This window comes from Pseudoalteromonas sp. B131b (assembly GCF_037162545.1).
Lineage (GTDB): Bacteria > Pseudomonadota > Gammaproteobacteria > Enterobacterales > Alteromonadaceae > Pseudoalteromonas > Pseudoalteromonas fuliginea.
Window position 1 is genome coordinate 149,528 of sequence record NZ_JARLUZ010000002.1, and the last position, 14,929, is coordinate 164,456.

The 14,929-nt window shown below is 36.9% G+C and carries 13 protein-coding genes and 1 pseudogene; 8 read left to right on the forward strand and 6 right to left on the reverse strand.

The window, feature by feature from the left end:
- Positions 1 to 57 precede the first annotated feature (57 nt).
- Positions 58 to 1,059 carry a two-component regulator propeller domain-containing protein gene (locus tag P4S65_RS18625; RefSeq protein ID WP_337120843.1) on the reverse strand — a complete coding sequence of 334 codons (1,002 nt, stop codon included), beginning with the start codon at positions 1,057 to 1,059 and terminating at the stop codon, positions 58 to 60.
- Positions 1,060 to 1,531: 472 nt separating this feature from the next.
- On the opposite strand from P4S65_RS18625, the gene P4S65_RS18630 reads away from it, so the two are divergent.
- The 4 genes from P4S65_RS18630 to P4S65_RS18645 all read left to right on the forward strand — a co-directional run bounded on the left by P4S65_RS18630 (position 1,532) and on the right by P4S65_RS18645 (position 6,441).
- Positions 1,532 to 2,086 (forward strand): isochorismatase family protein, encoded by a 555-nt coding sequence (locus tag P4S65_RS18630; protein ID WP_007375611.1) that lies wholly within the window; start codon positions 1,532 to 1,534, stop codon positions 2,084 to 2,086.
- Positions 2,087 to 2,222: 136 nt separating this feature from the next.
- Positions 2,223 to 3,689: a methyl-accepting chemotaxis protein gene (locus tag P4S65_RS18635; RefSeq protein ID WP_033030742.1), complete on the forward strand. Its 1,467-nt coding sequence runs from the start codon at positions 2,223 to 2,225 to the stop codon at positions 3,687 to 3,689.
- On the forward strand, positions 3,673 to 4,200 hold the full coding sequence (locus tag P4S65_RS18640) for a DUF6436 domain-containing protein (RefSeq protein ID WP_007375609.1): 528 nt from the start codon (positions 3,673 to 3,675) through the stop codon (positions 4,198 to 4,200). The genes P4S65_RS18635 and P4S65_RS18640 overlap by 17 nt, the downstream gene beginning before the upstream one ends.
- An 87-nt stretch (positions 4,201 to 4,287) precedes the next feature.
- The gene (locus tag P4S65_RS18645; RefSeq protein ID WP_096794441.1) at positions 4,288 to 6,441 is read left to right on the forward strand and encodes a TonB-dependent siderophore receptor; all 2,154 of its coding nucleotides are present in this window, start codon (positions 4,288 to 4,290) and stop codon (positions 6,439 to 6,441) included.
- A 121-nt stretch (positions 6,442 to 6,562) separates the two neighbouring features.
- Here P4S65_RS18645 and P4S65_RS18650 read toward each other — a convergent pair whose 3' ends face one another.
- The 3 genes from P4S65_RS18650 to P4S65_RS18660 form a co-directional block, all read right to left on the reverse strand.
- Complete coding sequence (locus tag P4S65_RS18650) at positions 6,563 to 7,120, reverse strand: TMEM165/GDT1 family protein (protein WP_096794442.1); 558 nt, start codon at positions 7,118 to 7,120, stop codon at positions 6,563 to 6,565.
- Between the two features lie 402 nt (positions 7,121 to 7,522).
- Positions 7,523 to 8,650 (reverse strand): zinc-binding dehydrogenase, encoded by a 1,128-nt coding sequence (locus tag P4S65_RS18655; RefSeq protein WP_007375606.1) that lies wholly within the window; start codon positions 8,648 to 8,650, stop codon positions 7,523 to 7,525.
- 86 nt (positions 8,651 to 8,736) lie between these two features.
- Entirely contained in the window at positions 8,737 to 9,414 is a 678-nt protein-coding gene (locus P4S65_RS18660) for a glutathione S-transferase family protein (protein WP_007375605.1), read from the reverse strand.
- A 190-nt stretch (positions 9,415 to 9,604) separates the two neighbouring features.
- Between P4S65_RS18660 and P4S65_RS18665 the strand changes: the two genes are divergently transcribed.
- Positions 9,605 to 10,516 carry a LysR family transcriptional regulator gene (locus P4S65_RS18665; RefSeq protein ID WP_096794444.1) on the forward strand — a complete coding sequence of 304 codons (912 nt, stop codon included), beginning with the start codon at positions 9,605 to 9,607 and terminating at the stop codon, positions 10,514 to 10,516.
- A 367-nt stretch (positions 10,517 to 10,883) separates the two neighbouring features.
- Positions 10,884 to 11,849, forward strand: a complete 966-nt coding sequence (locus tag P4S65_RS18670) for an IS30 family transposase (protein WP_337120846.1) — start codon at positions 10,884 to 10,886, stop codon at positions 11,847 to 11,849.
- Positions 11,850 to 12,244: 395 nt separating this feature from the next.
- Here the strand turns inward: P4S65_RS18670 and P4S65_RS18675 are convergent, their stop codons facing one another.
- Complete coding sequence (locus P4S65_RS18675) at positions 12,245 to 12,544, reverse strand: hypothetical protein (protein WP_242401456.1); 300 nt, start codon at positions 12,542 to 12,544, stop codon at positions 12,245 to 12,247.
- Positions 12,545 to 13,179: 635 nt separating this feature from the next.
- Here P4S65_RS18675 and P4S65_RS18680 point away from each other — a divergent pair.
- Positions 13,180 to 13,677, forward strand: a complete 498-nt coding sequence (locus P4S65_RS18680) for a hypothetical protein (protein ID WP_337120848.1) — start codon at positions 13,180 to 13,182, stop codon at positions 13,675 to 13,677.
- Between the two features lie 68 nt (positions 13,678 to 13,745).
- Here the strand turns inward: P4S65_RS18680 and P4S65_RS18685 are convergent.
- Positions 13,746 to 14,164 (reverse strand): annotated as a pseudogene (locus P4S65_RS18685) (group II intron maturase-specific domain-containing protein); the annotation flags it as partial.
- Positions 14,165 to 14,523: 359 nt separating this feature from the next.
- Between P4S65_RS18685 and P4S65_RS18690 the strand changes: the two are divergent.
- Positions 14,524 to 14,898: a hypothetical protein gene (locus P4S65_RS18690; RefSeq protein WP_337120849.1), complete on the forward strand. Its 375-nt coding sequence runs from the start codon at positions 14,524 to 14,526 to the stop codon at positions 14,896 to 14,898.
- Positions 14,899 to 14,929: the final 31 nt, after the last annotated feature.

Consider the following 14,929-nt stretch of genomic DNA (forward strand, 5'->3'; position numbering starts at 1 on the left):
GACATATAGGTAAAAACATCGGAGCTGAAAGGGAAAACCCATATAAATTATCACCATTCACGCCACTTTTTTCTGGTTTCTTTTTTCGATAATTTTGCCGGTGCTTTTGTCAAATAGATCCAGTCCATTAAACCGCACTAACCAGAGGTACTTATCATCAAGCTGAGAAGGAAAAATGTCGTATACGGAATATTCACCATAAACCGCTTTAGAGTCAGTTGATTGCAAGTATGTTTTACTGTCTTTTGTTGTTAAGTTGTAGCGAGTTAGACCATCGTTGGTGCCTAACCAAAGAATGTGATTTTTATCTTGATAAATTTTATTTATGGTATTGTTTTTAGGTAAGGTAATTTGCTTAAATCTACGAGTCTGAGTTGCCCATGTAAGTACGCCTTGTGTTCGAGACGCGAGCCAAAGTACACCTGATCTATCAAGCATTAAATTGTTTATTGTATTTTCGGTGATGTTAAATTTGCTTTTATCAAAGCTTAAAATGAATTCTAATTGGGTTGTGTCTCTGTGATATTGAAACAAGCCACTTTCAGTTGCAATAAACTCACCATATACAGTGTTCGCATAATCCCAAATATTATAATCAGCAATAAGAGTGGTAATCTGGGTAGGATCAATCTGTTTAGTGGTGTTAAATGCAATGCGATACATCCCTTCCACAGTGCCAATTAACAGCCCTAAGTCATCATCAATTGTTAAAAACTTGATGTCATTGTTGTCGACTGTTGTTTTTTTAGGTTGGTGAATTGTCAGCGGCGCCAGACTTTGTGTTTTTAAATTATACGTAAAAAGTCCATTATCTGTACCTATATAGAGTGTATTGTCGTAAATTTTGAGAGCTCTGATGTAATAATTTTTATTTTTTAGAGCAATTTTTAAGTCTAATTTTTTTTGATCATTATTAAAGCTAAATATTTTTTCGTTTATCGCAAAATAAAATGTATTTTCTAATTGTGTGATACTAGATATAGGAGAGAAATCTGTTTGTTTTTTATCTAGTTGACCCGAATAAATTTTTTCTGTTTTTAGGGTCAGCGGGTTAATCATGTATGCGCCAGATACATCGGTAGAAACAATTATTTGACCGTCTTGGGTTTTAAACAGTTTATTGATGTAGTCTTGGTCTAGGTCGAAACCCCCATCAAAGGTTTTTATTTGATAACCATCATATCTGTTTAGTCCTTGTGCCGTGGCAATCCAGATGTAACCAATATCATCTTGAATCGATTGCAGTGCATAACTTTGTGATAAGCCTTCATCAGTTGAGATGCGTTGTAGCTGTTGAGCATAATTTTGCGAAGCTGATACACTTCCTATGCAAAGAAAACAAACAGCGATGGTGAGGAAAAAAACTTACTCCAATACACTTATAAACTCGCCCCATAATAAGTAGGATAGTATTGTAATATAGCATAAATTTAAATTTTGACTCGTATGAAAGATACATGAGTCAAACATTTTTTGGTGATTGAATTAAGTTAACTTTTAAATACTGGTGTTATAAACCCATGAGGTAAATATGAGTAGGGTATTTAATATTGATGCTTCACAAAGTGTGCTTTTAGTGATTGATTTGCAAAGCAAGTTGGCACCTGCGATAGAGTGTTTTCCTACAATCTTGAGCTGTACTTTACAGCTGGCTCAAACGAGCCTTATATATGGTATACCCGTTTTAATTACAGAGCAGTATAAAAAAGGCTTAGGTGGCACACAAGATGAAATAAAAGCGCTTTTGCCAAAAGCAACCTATTTCGATAAAACACATTTTAGTGCCTGTGCCGAACCTGGTTTTCTGGCGAGTATGAAGCAGTTTGCTCGGCCTCAGATAATTGTTGTTGGTACTGAAGCACATGTTTGTGTATTGCAAACATGTTTAGATCTTTTACAAAGCGGGTTTGACGTAATTGTGATTGCAGATGCCGTTGGTTCTAGAAATGAAAAGCATAAGCAAATTGCTATTGATCAATTACAACAAGCGGGTGCTATAATTTCGTGTGCTGAAACTGTTATTTTTCAATGGGTAAAAAATTCAGCAACGACAACATTTAAAGAAGTTTTGTCTATAATAAAATAATGAATAGACCCTGCTTTAAATTAAAAATAAAGCGGATAAATAAATTCACCAAATTTTCCTGATTCCAATGAACTTATTGGCGTTTAACTACGTATGAATCGGGCTTAACTGATAAATCAAAAGTAGTAAGGTTTTTATGTCTAATGTTTCTAGGTTATTTACAATTATATTTAGTCTGCTATTTATTGAATCAATAGTTTTAGGCTTATATTTTGATACGTTGATGCAAGCTTTTGTTGTAGGTTTGCCACTTTGTTTGTTACCTATTTGGTTACTCAACACAAATGTAAATAGTCAAATAACACCACATATTGTTGCAGCAGCAACTATGATGTTTTCTTTTTTGCATATACAACAAACGTTTGGTCTGATTGAAGTGCATTTTGAAATATTTATTTTAATGCCCATGCTAATCGTATTTGTACAATGGCGTGTATTTATAACTGCAATTTTATTTGTCGCTGTCCATCACTTTTCTTTTTATTACTTACAAACTCAAAATACAGGTGTGTATGTATTCGACCCTGACAGACTTGCTTTTACAACGGTACTTATCCATGCCGGGTATGCAATAGTTGAAGTAATCGTAGCTGGGTATATCGCAGTAACATTACGACGAGAGCGTAGAGCTGGTTTATCGCTAAGCTATGCAACAGAGCAAATAATGCAAGACCCTGCTCATATTAAGCTTTCTTTACGGGCTGACGCTACTGAAAGTGAAGCTGTTTTAGGTTTTAATACGTTGCTCGACTATTTATCTGATGTAATTAAAGAAGTGCAGACACAATCTGACTCTTTACAAGGTAACTCTCAAGAGTTGATTCAAGTACAGGCTCAATTAGCTGACGGGGCACAGCAACGAACACAACAAACTGATGATATTGCCAGTTCGGGTGCCCAAGTTGCGCATGGCTTTAAACTTGTAGAGCAAGAAAGTGAGATTTTAAAACATCAAGTAGATAACATCACCCAAGCCGCAAGTGATGCCCTGCATGAAGTGCTACAAACTGACAGTAAGAGTAGAGAACTACTAACTCTTTTAAATCATACTGAAGAGCAAATTAATCATTTAGTTGCCGCTGGGGATGTTATTTCAAGTCTTCTTAATGAAATATCAGGTATTGCTGAACAGACTAATTTATTAGCATTAAATGCGGCAATTGAGGCTGCGAGAGCGGGTGAGCACGGCCGTGGCTTTGCTGTGGTTGCTGATGAGGTTAGATCACTTGCGAATAACAGTAAAGCGACGACAGACAAAATTAGCCTTACATTAAAAGATTTAGTTAATAACAGTAAAACATCAACCCAGTCTATGAGCCAGTGTGTTGATTTTGTTGTTGATTTAACACATATAAGTACTGCAATGAAAGAGAATATTTCTGCAATGAGCGAGCAAATTGCTGCGGTATCTACAAGTACAAATTCGGTATCACAGGTTGTTGCAGAACAAGCAGTAAACACCTCGCAAATAGCTACGAGCACTGATCATATGCGAAAAAATCAATATGAAGACACTAAAATAGTTCAACAACTGACCTCTAAAGTACAATTAATACATGTCAGTATTGACGTGCTAGAGCAAAGTATTGCCAAATTTAAATAAGGTTAATTATTGGAATGCCATACTTATCATTGTGTGGTTTAGCGTTGTTATAACTGGGCTGGTGTATTTTCAATTAGGGCAGTTAAAAACTTTTGATAGCGCTAAAGTATTTATGCAAAAAAGTTGGTTTAATGATTTTAAACAACAGATTGTGTGGGACAATAAAGATACAGCGTCGCTGCTACTCGTTACTGAGGAAAGTTGTGGCTGTTTTACGCAGGCTAAGCCGCATATAAATTCACTCACTACTTTTGCCAAAAGCAAAGGACTTGGTGTTGTGCAGGTTCAACTAACACAGCAATTGAAGCGAGTTGTACCTGCTACGCCTGCTGCTGTCATTATAGATAAGCACGGGCAATTTGTTTATGCAGGGCCATTGTCTGAAGGATTAGCGTGTTCACAGGGGAGTGGCTTTGTTGAAACAGTCATTACTAATTTGGCTTCAGGGTTTAATTCTGAGTTATTAATTACTGACACAAAGGGCTGTTATTGCACAAATAACGAATCATAAACACGCCTCGTTAAGTAATTACGTTATTGCAAGTGAGATTTATTTTCATTATCATGCCCGCACCGTATTTTTGCCTATTTAATTCTAATGAAATTTTCTCTTTTATCTCTTGCAATCACATCTATTATTTTTAGTTCTGCAAACGTAATCGCTAGTGAAGTAGAACAAACATCACCTAATTCATTAAACAAAGCTGAAAACGCTATTGAGACTATTGAAGTAACGGGTCGCGCTTTTTCATTATATCGACCAACAGAGTCAGCATTTGGCACACGCACCAATACTCCACTAGAAAAAATACCACAATCAATTCAAATATTGCCACAAGCTTTAATAAGTGACCAAGCTGCACGTCAAATTACCGATTTATACAGTAATATCGCAGGTGTAAATGGTTTTAGCTATTCGGGTGTCACTTTTAGAGGATTTCGCCAAGACGAAATTTTATATGATGGCGTAAAAGGTGATCCGTTTAATGGCTTTGCTGTTCCGCAGTTATTTAACATTGAGCAAGTTGCTGTGTTAAAAGGTCCCAGTGGGGCAGTTTATGGAAGTGGTAATCCTGGTGGGATTATTAACTATATGACTAAAAAGCCACAATATGACGCTAATACTGCCATTGAATTAGAAATCGGGAATGATGACTTTATAAGTGGCGCATTCGAATCAACGGGTAGCGTGAATGATGAGCAAACGCAAGCTTACAGAATTGGTATTTACAAAGATAGTCAAAACCCGTTTAGATATAACACGTCAGAAGATAATACCATTATAGATTTAGGCTATCGCTTTGATTTTAATGATGAGTCTAATCTTGTGCTGCAATATACTAATATAGATCAAGATTTAGGAGGAGCACGTTTACGTGGTGTGCCTGTTGACGAAAATGGTGATTTTATTGCAAGTAGAGATTGGAATCATAATGAAGCAACTGACTATCAAAAAATGTCTGCGGACGTATACCAAGCAACGTATAAAAACGAATTAAGTGATGTGTTTAGCTTAGATGTTACGACTCGTTATTTTACCAATGAAGAGCAACAAAACTATCATGAGCCACGTGGCTTGTCTGATACCGATAATGATGGTGTTGTTGATTGGAGTGAACGCGAATTTAGAGATCAAAAGCGCGAGAATGAAGGGCTAAGTATTACCGCTAATTTAATTGCTGAAACAACCATAGCCAATATGGAACATATATTTTTAGTGGGCTCTGATTGGTACTCATCAAAATTTGATGCCGTGTACCGCACTGCGACTCAACAAAGTAAAGGCGGCCCTGTACCTGGACTCTCGCTGATTGATCCACAATATGGTTTAACATCGGCGGCTAATTACGACTTAGAAAATATAACACCGCGAATTATAAGCACAGACTCAAAAAGGTTAGGTATTTATATCCAAGACCAAGTAGATATCACTGAAAAATGGAATATAACCGCAGGCTTGCGCTACGATCATTTTGAAGACACGGATAAAGTATCTAACGTTGAGTTCTCTGATAGCGATGTTACTTTTAGGGTAGGTACTAGCTACAATATTAGCGATACTTTTTTTCCTTATGCTTTATATGGCACCGGTTTTTTACCGCAAGATGCAGCAAGCCAGTCGCAAGAAGTTGGTGGACCATTTGAGCCTGAAAACAGCCATATTACAGAGCTAGGTTTACGTACTAAGTTACTTGATGACTCGTTAGCCATTAATATTGCGACGTATCAGATTATTCGTAAAAATATATTACAAACCAGCTTATTGCAAAACGACACGGGAATTGATCAACTTGAATCCCTAGGTGAAGTACAAAGTGATGGTTTTGAGCTTGAGATAGTGGGTGATATAACTGACAAGTGGGTTGTAACCGCAAGTTATGCGTATAACGACACGCGTATTAATGAGCAAAGTGAAGATTTTTCTGCGCAAGCAGAAGGCACTGATAAATTTGCAAATGCCCCACAAAATACAGCTGGCTTATGGACGCGCTACGATTTACCAAACATCAACTCATCAATAGCTGCAGGGCTTGACTATGTTGACGAACAAGTAAGCCTTGATGGCGCACACGTTAAACCATATACAATTTATAACATGGCCTGGAAAACGCAAGTAGAAAACTGGACATGGCAAATATCAGTTAAAAACGTCTTTGATAAAGAATATGCATCGAGTGGCTTTATTGACCGTACTGGGCATTTTCCTGGTGAGCCAAGACGCGTATATTTATCTGCAAAATATCAGTTTTAATACCAAAGTACCTCTAAGATAAAAGTACGAAAGCTCAATAATATTGAGCTTTCGTTTTAAATTAAATGTAGTTAAGGTTGGAAATAGCTGCTTGAGATAGGTTTATTCTCCGGAGTTTAGGTTAAATAGTAGCAAAGCCATATAACCCTAGTAAAACAAATACACTGGCCGAAACTGCACGCACTGTATTTAATGGCACTTGGCTTAAAAGCGCATTACCTGCAAAAATAACAGGTACATTTGCTATTAACATGCCCAGTGTAGTGCCAAGAGTAACCCACAAAATTGATTGGTATTGCGCGCCTAATAGAATGGTTGCTATTTGTGTTTTATCACCAACTTCGGCAATAAAAAACAATATACACGCGACAAAAAAAGCACCATATTTATCGTGCTTATGGCTAATTTCTTCATCCTTATCAGGAATAAGCAGCCAAAGGCCAACGCCAATAAAACTAGCATTAACAATCCATGGCATGTACTGAGTTGCAAAGTTATTGCTCAGCCAATTTCCAAACCAAGCACTGAGGCCATGGTTAATAATAGTTGCGGCTAATACACCTAAAATAAGTGCTATTTTATTGTGAAAACGTACGGCAAGTACTAACGATAAAAGCTGTGTTTTATCGCCTATTTCAGCTAAGGCTACTGTGACGGTTGATGTGAAAAAAACTTCCATAAATATTACTTACAGGCGGGAATATTAAACCAAGGCAAACAACTATCTCCCGCCATGAGGATAGTGCCTACCTAGGTCTCGCCGATAATGCTGCTACAACATTACAAACCTACCATGCACGTGAGGTGCAATTATGTTGATAAGTTTACTCGTCTATCAATTAATTAAAATATAAGTGCTCTAGTTCACTAACTAGTTGTTTATTGTAATTGACAGTACTGAGTAGGCTACTCCCCAAGAGAAATTGCATTATTCCATAAATTTTTTATTCGGTAAATATTAAGAAGAGTATGGCGTTTGCTTTTATTTTAAAAAATGAATAAAAAGCAGACGCTATAAATAGCATCTGCTTTTACATATTTAAAATCAATTAGTTAAACCATAGTGAGCTTTAAAATTCACTTAAGCCTGAGGTTTAATTAAGTATTTTTCACCGGTTGCTTGTTTAGAGTAAGCCGCAATTGATTTTAAATGCAATACTTCAGCTAATGACACTTCATGTGTGTAGTGACTTGCAAATGTGGTAGTAATTTCATTTGCAACACGTTCGCGCATCGCCATTACTGTATTAGTTCCTAATTTACCTAATGCATTAAATAATAAAAATCCATTTACAGCCCAAGCAAAACCAAAGTTACGGTTTAGCGTAATTGGGCCTCGATCTAATGCACCATAAATATAAACTTGCTTGAATGTGTCAGAGCCATAAATAGTGTGCTCTTTCATATCACGAGCTGCAGCAATTTCCATACAATTAAGAATATCACTTGTTAATTGACCACCGCCAATGGGGTCAAACGCAATCGTTGCACCCGTTTCAATAATTGCCGCCGTTAAGTCTGAAAGAAAAGAGTCGCTACTTGAGTTAACAATATATTTTGCACCCATGTTACGTAATAGTGTTTCCTGTTCTGCTTTACGCACAATATTTATTAAATCAATACCATCGGCAATACAAATACGGTTTAACATTTGGCCTAGGTTAGAAGCTGCAGCGGCATGAATAATGGCTTTATGACCCTCCGCGCGCATGGTTTCTACCATTGCTAGTGCGGTAAGCGGGTTAACAAAAGATGACGCACCTTCTTTAGCTGTAGTCCCTTCTTTTAATTCTAAACAGCTCTGCACATTGGCACATATAAATTGACGATAAGTTCCTCCACCAATTACAGCTACGGTTTTACCTATTAATGCTTGTGCTGCTGGCGATGAGCCAGCTGCAACAACAGTCCCAGCACCTTCATTTCCAACTGGCGTTGCTTTATCAACTCGCGTTTTAAGTGAGGGCATAAATTGAGCCGGAACATCAGCTGTAATAACAGGGTTTTGCACAGTACCTGATTGCACCGCTGTAGACATATCAGCTGCGCTGAATAAAACGCCTAAGTCTGAAGGGTTTAGTGGAGCAGCTTCAAGACGAACAACAACCTCATCGGGGCCAGGTTGCGGCATTTCGATGTTTTTTAAAGCAAGTGTTAGTTTACCATTTTCACTAATAGTTGAAGTAAGTTGAATATTTGTATCAGTCATTTGGGTCACTCCTGTCAATAATTAAGTTCGTTGAACCAATCGCTTTATTGTATTGGTTATTTTTTGATTACACTTAGCGTAAAATATTACTTTGGATTCACTGCTTGAATTTGAGTTTTAATCTTTTGCATAAACTCAGGTATATTTGCCTGTCGATCCGCTTCTACTTTTTGGGCAATAGCAGATTGACTCATCGAATCGTTCCACTCTTTCATTTTAGGTACTTGTGCAAGTACATCCCAGTCAAGTTGGCTAGAGCCAAAAGCACTGACAATGGTGTTAACGTAATAAACGTAAATATCAGCCATTGTAAATTGCTCACCCGCAATACAAGGAGAAAATTTACATAATCGACTTAAGGCAATAACGCCACGGCTTAATACTTGGCGTACTTCAACTTTTAGTGATTCAGGGGCTTCAGTGCCTGAAAATACATAAGGTATTAATCGTCTACTTGGCAATTCAAAATAAAGTTCAGCTACTTTCATTATTTGGCGAACAACAGCGCGTTCTCCGGCATTTTCTGGGTATAACGCATTTTCAGGATAAGTTTCTTCAATAAAGTCACAAATAACACTCGACTCTGAAATATTAAGTCCTTCAGATGTAGTAATAGCCGGGACTTTACCGACCGGACTGATGGCCAATAAGTCATCGTTACCACTATAAATTAGGTGTTCTTTAAATGAGAGTTCTTTATACAAAAGTACATGTTTTACTAAGTTGTAATAGTTACTCGCGGCGAAACCGTGCAAAGTAATCATAAATCAGTTCCCATTATTAATGTGAAGGTACTTTTTAATTGCATCAAAAATGCAAATTAAAACCTCATTTGTTAAGCTAAATACATTATTACTTGTTTTAATTTGGTTATATATAAGAGAAAATGCGAATCACTTTTGCCTTTAAGACAATAATAAAGGCATTCGCAAATTTACTTAATGGAGAGAAGAGTTGGATCAACTTCGGGCAATACGATATTTTAATAAAGTAGTAGAAACAGGAAGTTTTACTAAAGCGGCAAAAGTTTTTAATGTACCGCCATCTTCTTTATCAAGGCGAGTTGCAGATTTAGAAAAAAGTTTAGGTGCAACGCTTTTAAAGCGATCGACCCGTATTGTAAAGCTGACTGAAGTAGGCCAGATTTATTATAACGACATGCAGCAAATACTAAATCAGTTAGAGCAAAGCAATGAAACTGTTCGTAGTTACCAAACTACCCCAATGGGACGTCTACGTATCAGTTCGATGGTGGGTTTTGGCGAAAAAATCCTACTTCCTTTACTTGATGAGTTCAGCCAGCTGTACCCAGAAATTATATTAGATGTTAGTTTAAGTGATGAGTTATCAACACTTGGACGTGATGATGTTGATATTGCTATTCGTGGCGGTTACGCCCCAAATGAGCGAGTACTTGCAATAAGGCTTATGGACAATGGATTCATTCCCGTCGCTTCACCCCGTTATTTAGAAAAATACGGTGTGCCGATGAACGCGATGGAGTTGCAGCATCATAAAGGTCTTTATTTTAAAGCTCCATTAGGGCCAACGCCTTGGTTGTGCAATATGAATGGTCAATGGCATGATGTTTCAGGTCCTGCTGTCGCTATTTCAAACAATGGACCTTGGCTTGCAAAAAAGGCGTGCAACGGTGAAGGTATTTTAATGTCTACCCGATGGGCGTTAGCTTCATATCTAGAGTCAGGAAAGTTGCAAGAGCTTACGTTTGAACATGAACTTACCATAACGCAAAGCGCCGAAATGGCCGTGTACTTGTTATATCAAAAACAACGCTACTTAGTACCAAAGGTCAAAGCGGCTGTGGATTTTTTAGTACAAAAAATAAAAGTAACAAATGAAAGTTAATAAAGTGAGTAATCTCAGGGCGCTATATTTATTTTTAGGTACTTAAACTGTGTAATTACCCTTTTTAGGAGAAAATCCTATTATTTTGAATCGATTGTTTTTAACCAGCGACCTATTCGTTCACTATTATCTAATGGATGGAATGAAAATAACCCGCAATAAAAGGTAAATTATTAACTTAAAAATTAAATTAAATTGCCACCGTTTTGTTTGCGTAATTAGAGTGGCTGTCTAGTTTATTCTCTAGTTTATTCCCGAATTCATTTTGCAAGTGCACCACTGACCATAACCCACCAATAAATATGACATTCTGAAGTATTTGCTAATGTAGTAAGTGCGACCAAACTCATTATCGAGGGAATTCAGAATGTCTTATGAACATCTTAACAGTTTCGAACGAAAAGCTATCTACTATCGATTCAACAGTGGCGAAAGCTGCCGATCCATTGGTAAACTATTAAATCGACACCATGCAACTATCATGCGTGAAGTTAAGCGAAATAAGCCACCCTACTATGATTATTTCGATGAGGCAGCGCACGAAAAAGCGATGGCAAGAAGGAAGGTCTCTAGGCATGCAAGAAAAAGAAACAATAAGGCACTGTACGAGCTTGTGCTGAGTAAGATAGCAATGGGATGGTCTCCAGATGCTATAGCAGGTCGGCTTAAGAAGGATAACCCTTCAGATGAATTAATGCATGTCAGTCATGAAACAATCTATCAATGGGTGATTAAGGATTTTAAAGCAGGTGGAGAGCTATACAAAGACTTAGCTAAGAGGCATAAAAAAAGACGTAAACAACGTAAATATGGCGATTTACGTGGGCAAATTAAGAATAGAGTAAGTATTAGCGAACGACCAAAAATAGTCGAAGACAGAAGCCGAATAGGTGACTGGGAAGGTGATTTAATTGAAGGCAAAAAGGGCTCTGGTTTTTTTGTAACCCATGTTGACCGTAGCTCTCGATATTTAATCGCGCAAAAAATAGAGACTAAGCAAGCTGAGTCATTCAATACGGCTACAGTAGAGATGTTTAAAGAGATTCCAGAGCATAAACAGTTAACTCTGACCTTGGATAATGGAAAAGAATTTTCGAAATTTAAAGCTTTGGAAGAAGAACTAGATTTTATTATTTACTTTGCTGATCCTTATTGTTCGTGGCAACGAGGAACAAATGAACATACAAACGGTCTGATCAGGCGTTATTTCCCAAAGAAAACTGATTTTTCAACTATAACTAATGAACAACTCCAAGAGGTTGTAATGAAAATTAATACTCGCCCAAGGAAAATACTAAATTATCAGACAGCTGAAGAGGTCTTTATTAATTAGTGATTTAAGGTTTGGTGCACTTGGAACCTGAATTCGGGATTCTGTTAGAAAATCGTGTCGATAACAAGGCAAAAATTTCGTTATTTAGTTGTTCTATATCAGAAATTTTTAACGCAGTTAGCGTTAAATTTAATCCCTAAAATTGATTAAGTATTATTGCGGATTGGTATTACTACTTATCTTTATGCCGCTTAAAAATTAAGCCATGGACCAGAGCTGACATAAAGGTAGTACACCCAACCCACATAAAATATGTATCTCATTAAGCAGAAAATAAATTATATTCAACGTCTTAGTTTCTTAGCTTAGTTCTGAAATTGAATTTTAGTAGGTCAGGATATAATCTATTAAGTCACTCAGTCGTAACAATATGACTAAAAGGCTACAACGTCTTATTAGTTAATCTTTGATAAACCAATTAATGCATTCTCACTTTCACCATCATGGCAACGGCTATCATTACCGTCTCTATTCTCTATAATTAAAGTGTATTCACTGCCATTTTTTCCTTCAGCTATTGCCACTAATACCGGTGCTAATAGATATGCCTGTTCTGGGTATACAATAACAGGTTCAAGCTCAAATCCAGAAGCTCGTTCATAACGAACTTCAAAAGTATCAAACGTTGAAAATACGTCTGTAATAATACCACTGCAAGTAAATACTTTGGCTTGACTTGAAAATGATATCGCCAAAATAAGACTTAAAACTACTTTCAAAAATAAATTTTTCATCACTGTAATCCTATATTATTTACCAACCTAATTGTTAGTGAAATGATAATACCTAGTAACCTACTTAAGATTGGTGACAAAAAAATTAACATTTAATGACATAAGTGAAAGTAACAAAGACGCCCATCCTAAACTTTCGCGAGTATTTCATGATGTACTAGACAGGCTGTCATAATAAGCAAGTTACTGTAAAATTTTTAACCGAAAACGGCGAGCGAATATCAGTAACTGCGAAAAACTATTCGCATAAAACTTAAACTACTTAATAAAAAGTTAAAATTGAATCATGCAGCCATTTCATGTGTGTAATTTAGGTTTAATAGGGCTAACTGACTTATTTAATGGATTAAATGAGAATAACCGTGCATTTACTTGTTCAATTAGAGTGGCTGTCGGCTTTAGTTTGAACCCCTAAAATAAACTCCTAAAACCCCCGTAATTCCTTGTAAAACCAGTTAAAATAACAGCAAATCCTCTTTTTATATTTTACGTAAAATCGAAGTAACTAATTGAATCAGAATAGGAACTCGGCTATGGTTAATACATCAATAAAAACAAATAAAAAACGAGTTAATCTACAGGCTCGTTAGGCACTCATGAAGAAACAGCGACCCACAATACCAATTTCAGAGTGGAAGCTAGCTACTCACCTAGAGGCTACCCGAGAAATACAGAATCAAAAGGGTTTGCCTGCCCATGATTGCAATTGCGAATGGTGTTTTATCTGGAAATGCGGATTTACAGAGTTGCTACCTAAAGATTTGCGGGTGCAGTTAACTAGAATAGGTATCGAGATAAGGCATCCCACTGATCTATATAAATTCGGAGATACTGATAACGGTTCATCTATTCGGGTTGTCTTTCACGCCATAGGAAAAATATTAAGTGGTCCAAATCAATGGACGGCCAATGATTTGGGTGAAACTCTGATGTACCATACTGTTCGTAAAGAGCCATTCCTATCTTTAGTAGTTTTTCCTCAATGTAAATCATTTGATGAAGCGCCTACTCTCAAAAACACAGCTGCTGGGGATTTAGTTCGTATCGATATTCGTTTAGAAATACCAGCTGAGGTAGTAGATATATATGCCTAATCGGGTAGCCGGAGGTCTCTAACCTCCAGCCCCCACACTACCCATCATCCGGGTCCGCAATGGGCGGTTCATCTCCCGTAATGAATACCGATACAAATATCTCTCAATGACACTAAACCTTGTGACGCTAAATAGTCATTGCCTAGCGCAATGTTAATTCCTTTTGTTTTTGAGCTTCGACAAGGCCCTTTACTGGTGATACCACAGGCTATGGCGAGTCGTTCGCTAACACCCAGTTTTATTAAACTGCGTACTTTGGTGCGTGGTTTACGCCATTGCCGCCAGTAGCACATTTTTATCCTACGGCGGATCCAATGATCTAAATCCACCGTTAACTGATAAGCGTTGGCTATTAGGTAATAGTGTCCCCAGCCACGTGAATACTCAGTGAGTTTATGAATTTTTAGGGTCATTGAGATCCCCAGTTGCGGTTAGTGAGTTCCCTTACATTTGCTTTAAATTTCTTTAGCGCCTGTTCGTGGATCTGTGGAAGATTAGGATGGCATCCATCCTAATTATTACGAAAAAAGCCAACAAAAATAGCATGAAGAGTGCATTTTTATAAATAATGAATCACGCAAAAAGCTGAGCTATGTTCATAATATAGAAAAGCTGAAAAACACGATGCATTAAGATAGTTAAGCCCTTTTAACATAAAATAAAGCAACTCAACCCCCGTAATTCCTTCCAAAACACCTATTAAAACAACATCGAACTCTTTTTATATTCTATGAAAAACACAGTAATCGATTGAACCAAAATAGGAACTCAGCTATGGTTTGTTTATCAAAAAAATAAAAAACGAGTTAACCTAAAGACTCTTTAGTTGTACCTAGAGGATTCAGTTTGAAATTTATCACTTGCATAAAAATAATATTATCGATCATTGGCTTTATATTCATATCAGCTTTGATAGCTTTACTCATGGCACATCAAGTCCGTGGTGAATTCACATGGATCTCACAAGTCCACGAAACAACATGTAAATTAGATGGCAAACGCAGTAAGGACGACTGCGTAGAGTTAGAAAATCTTTCAAATAAACTTATCTATTTGGATAGAAACCTTCAAACTGCAGATGTTGCATTTTGTGCAATTGTAGAGTTGGTAAAATTAGGGAAACTAAATGACCGTTGTTCTGGATATATGGTGGCTACTGACTTGTACAATGAAATAGGGCTACTTATCGATTCAGCAAAAATTTTGGAAAAACACAACTAACAACACGTCCTTAGGTGAACAGCAAGAATGA

What these genes read in the sequence shown, in the direction of transcription:
- P4S65_RS18625 (WP_337120843.1), bottom strand. Translation starts at nt 1,059, where the DNA reads ATGATTAACCCGCTGACCCTAAAAACAGAAAAAATTTATTCGGGTCAA.
- P4S65_RS18630 (WP_007375611.1), top strand. Translation starts at nt 1,532, where the DNA reads ATGAGTAGGGTATTTAATATTGATGCTTCACAAAGTGTGCTTTTAGTG.
- P4S65_RS18635 (WP_033030742.1), top strand. Translation starts at nt 2,223, where the DNA reads ATGTCTAATGTTTCTAGGTTATTTACAATTATATTTAGTCTGCTATTT.
- P4S65_RS18645 (WP_096794441.1), top strand. Translation starts at nt 4,288, where the DNA reads ATGAAATTTTCTCTTTTATCTCTTGCAATCACATCTATTATTTTTAGT.
- P4S65_RS18650 (WP_096794442.1), bottom strand. Translation starts at nt 7,120, where the DNA reads ATGGAAGTTTTTTTCACATCAACCGTCACAGTAGCCTTAGCTGAAATA.
- P4S65_RS18655 (WP_007375606.1), bottom strand. Translation starts at nt 8,650, where the DNA reads ATGACTGATACAAATATTCAACTTACTTCAACTATTAGTGAAAATGGT.
- P4S65_RS18660 (WP_007375605.1), bottom strand. Translation starts at nt 9,414, where the DNA reads ATGATTACTTTGCACGGTTTCGCCGCGAGTAACTATTACAACTTAGTA.
- P4S65_RS18670 (WP_337120846.1), top strand. Translation starts at nt 10,884, where the DNA reads ATGTCTTATGAACATCTTAACAGTTTCGAACGAAAAGCTATCTACTAT.
- P4S65_RS18680 (WP_337120848.1), top strand. Translation starts at nt 13,180, where the DNA reads ATGAAGAAACAGCGACCCACAATACCAATTTCAGAGTGGAAGCTAGCT.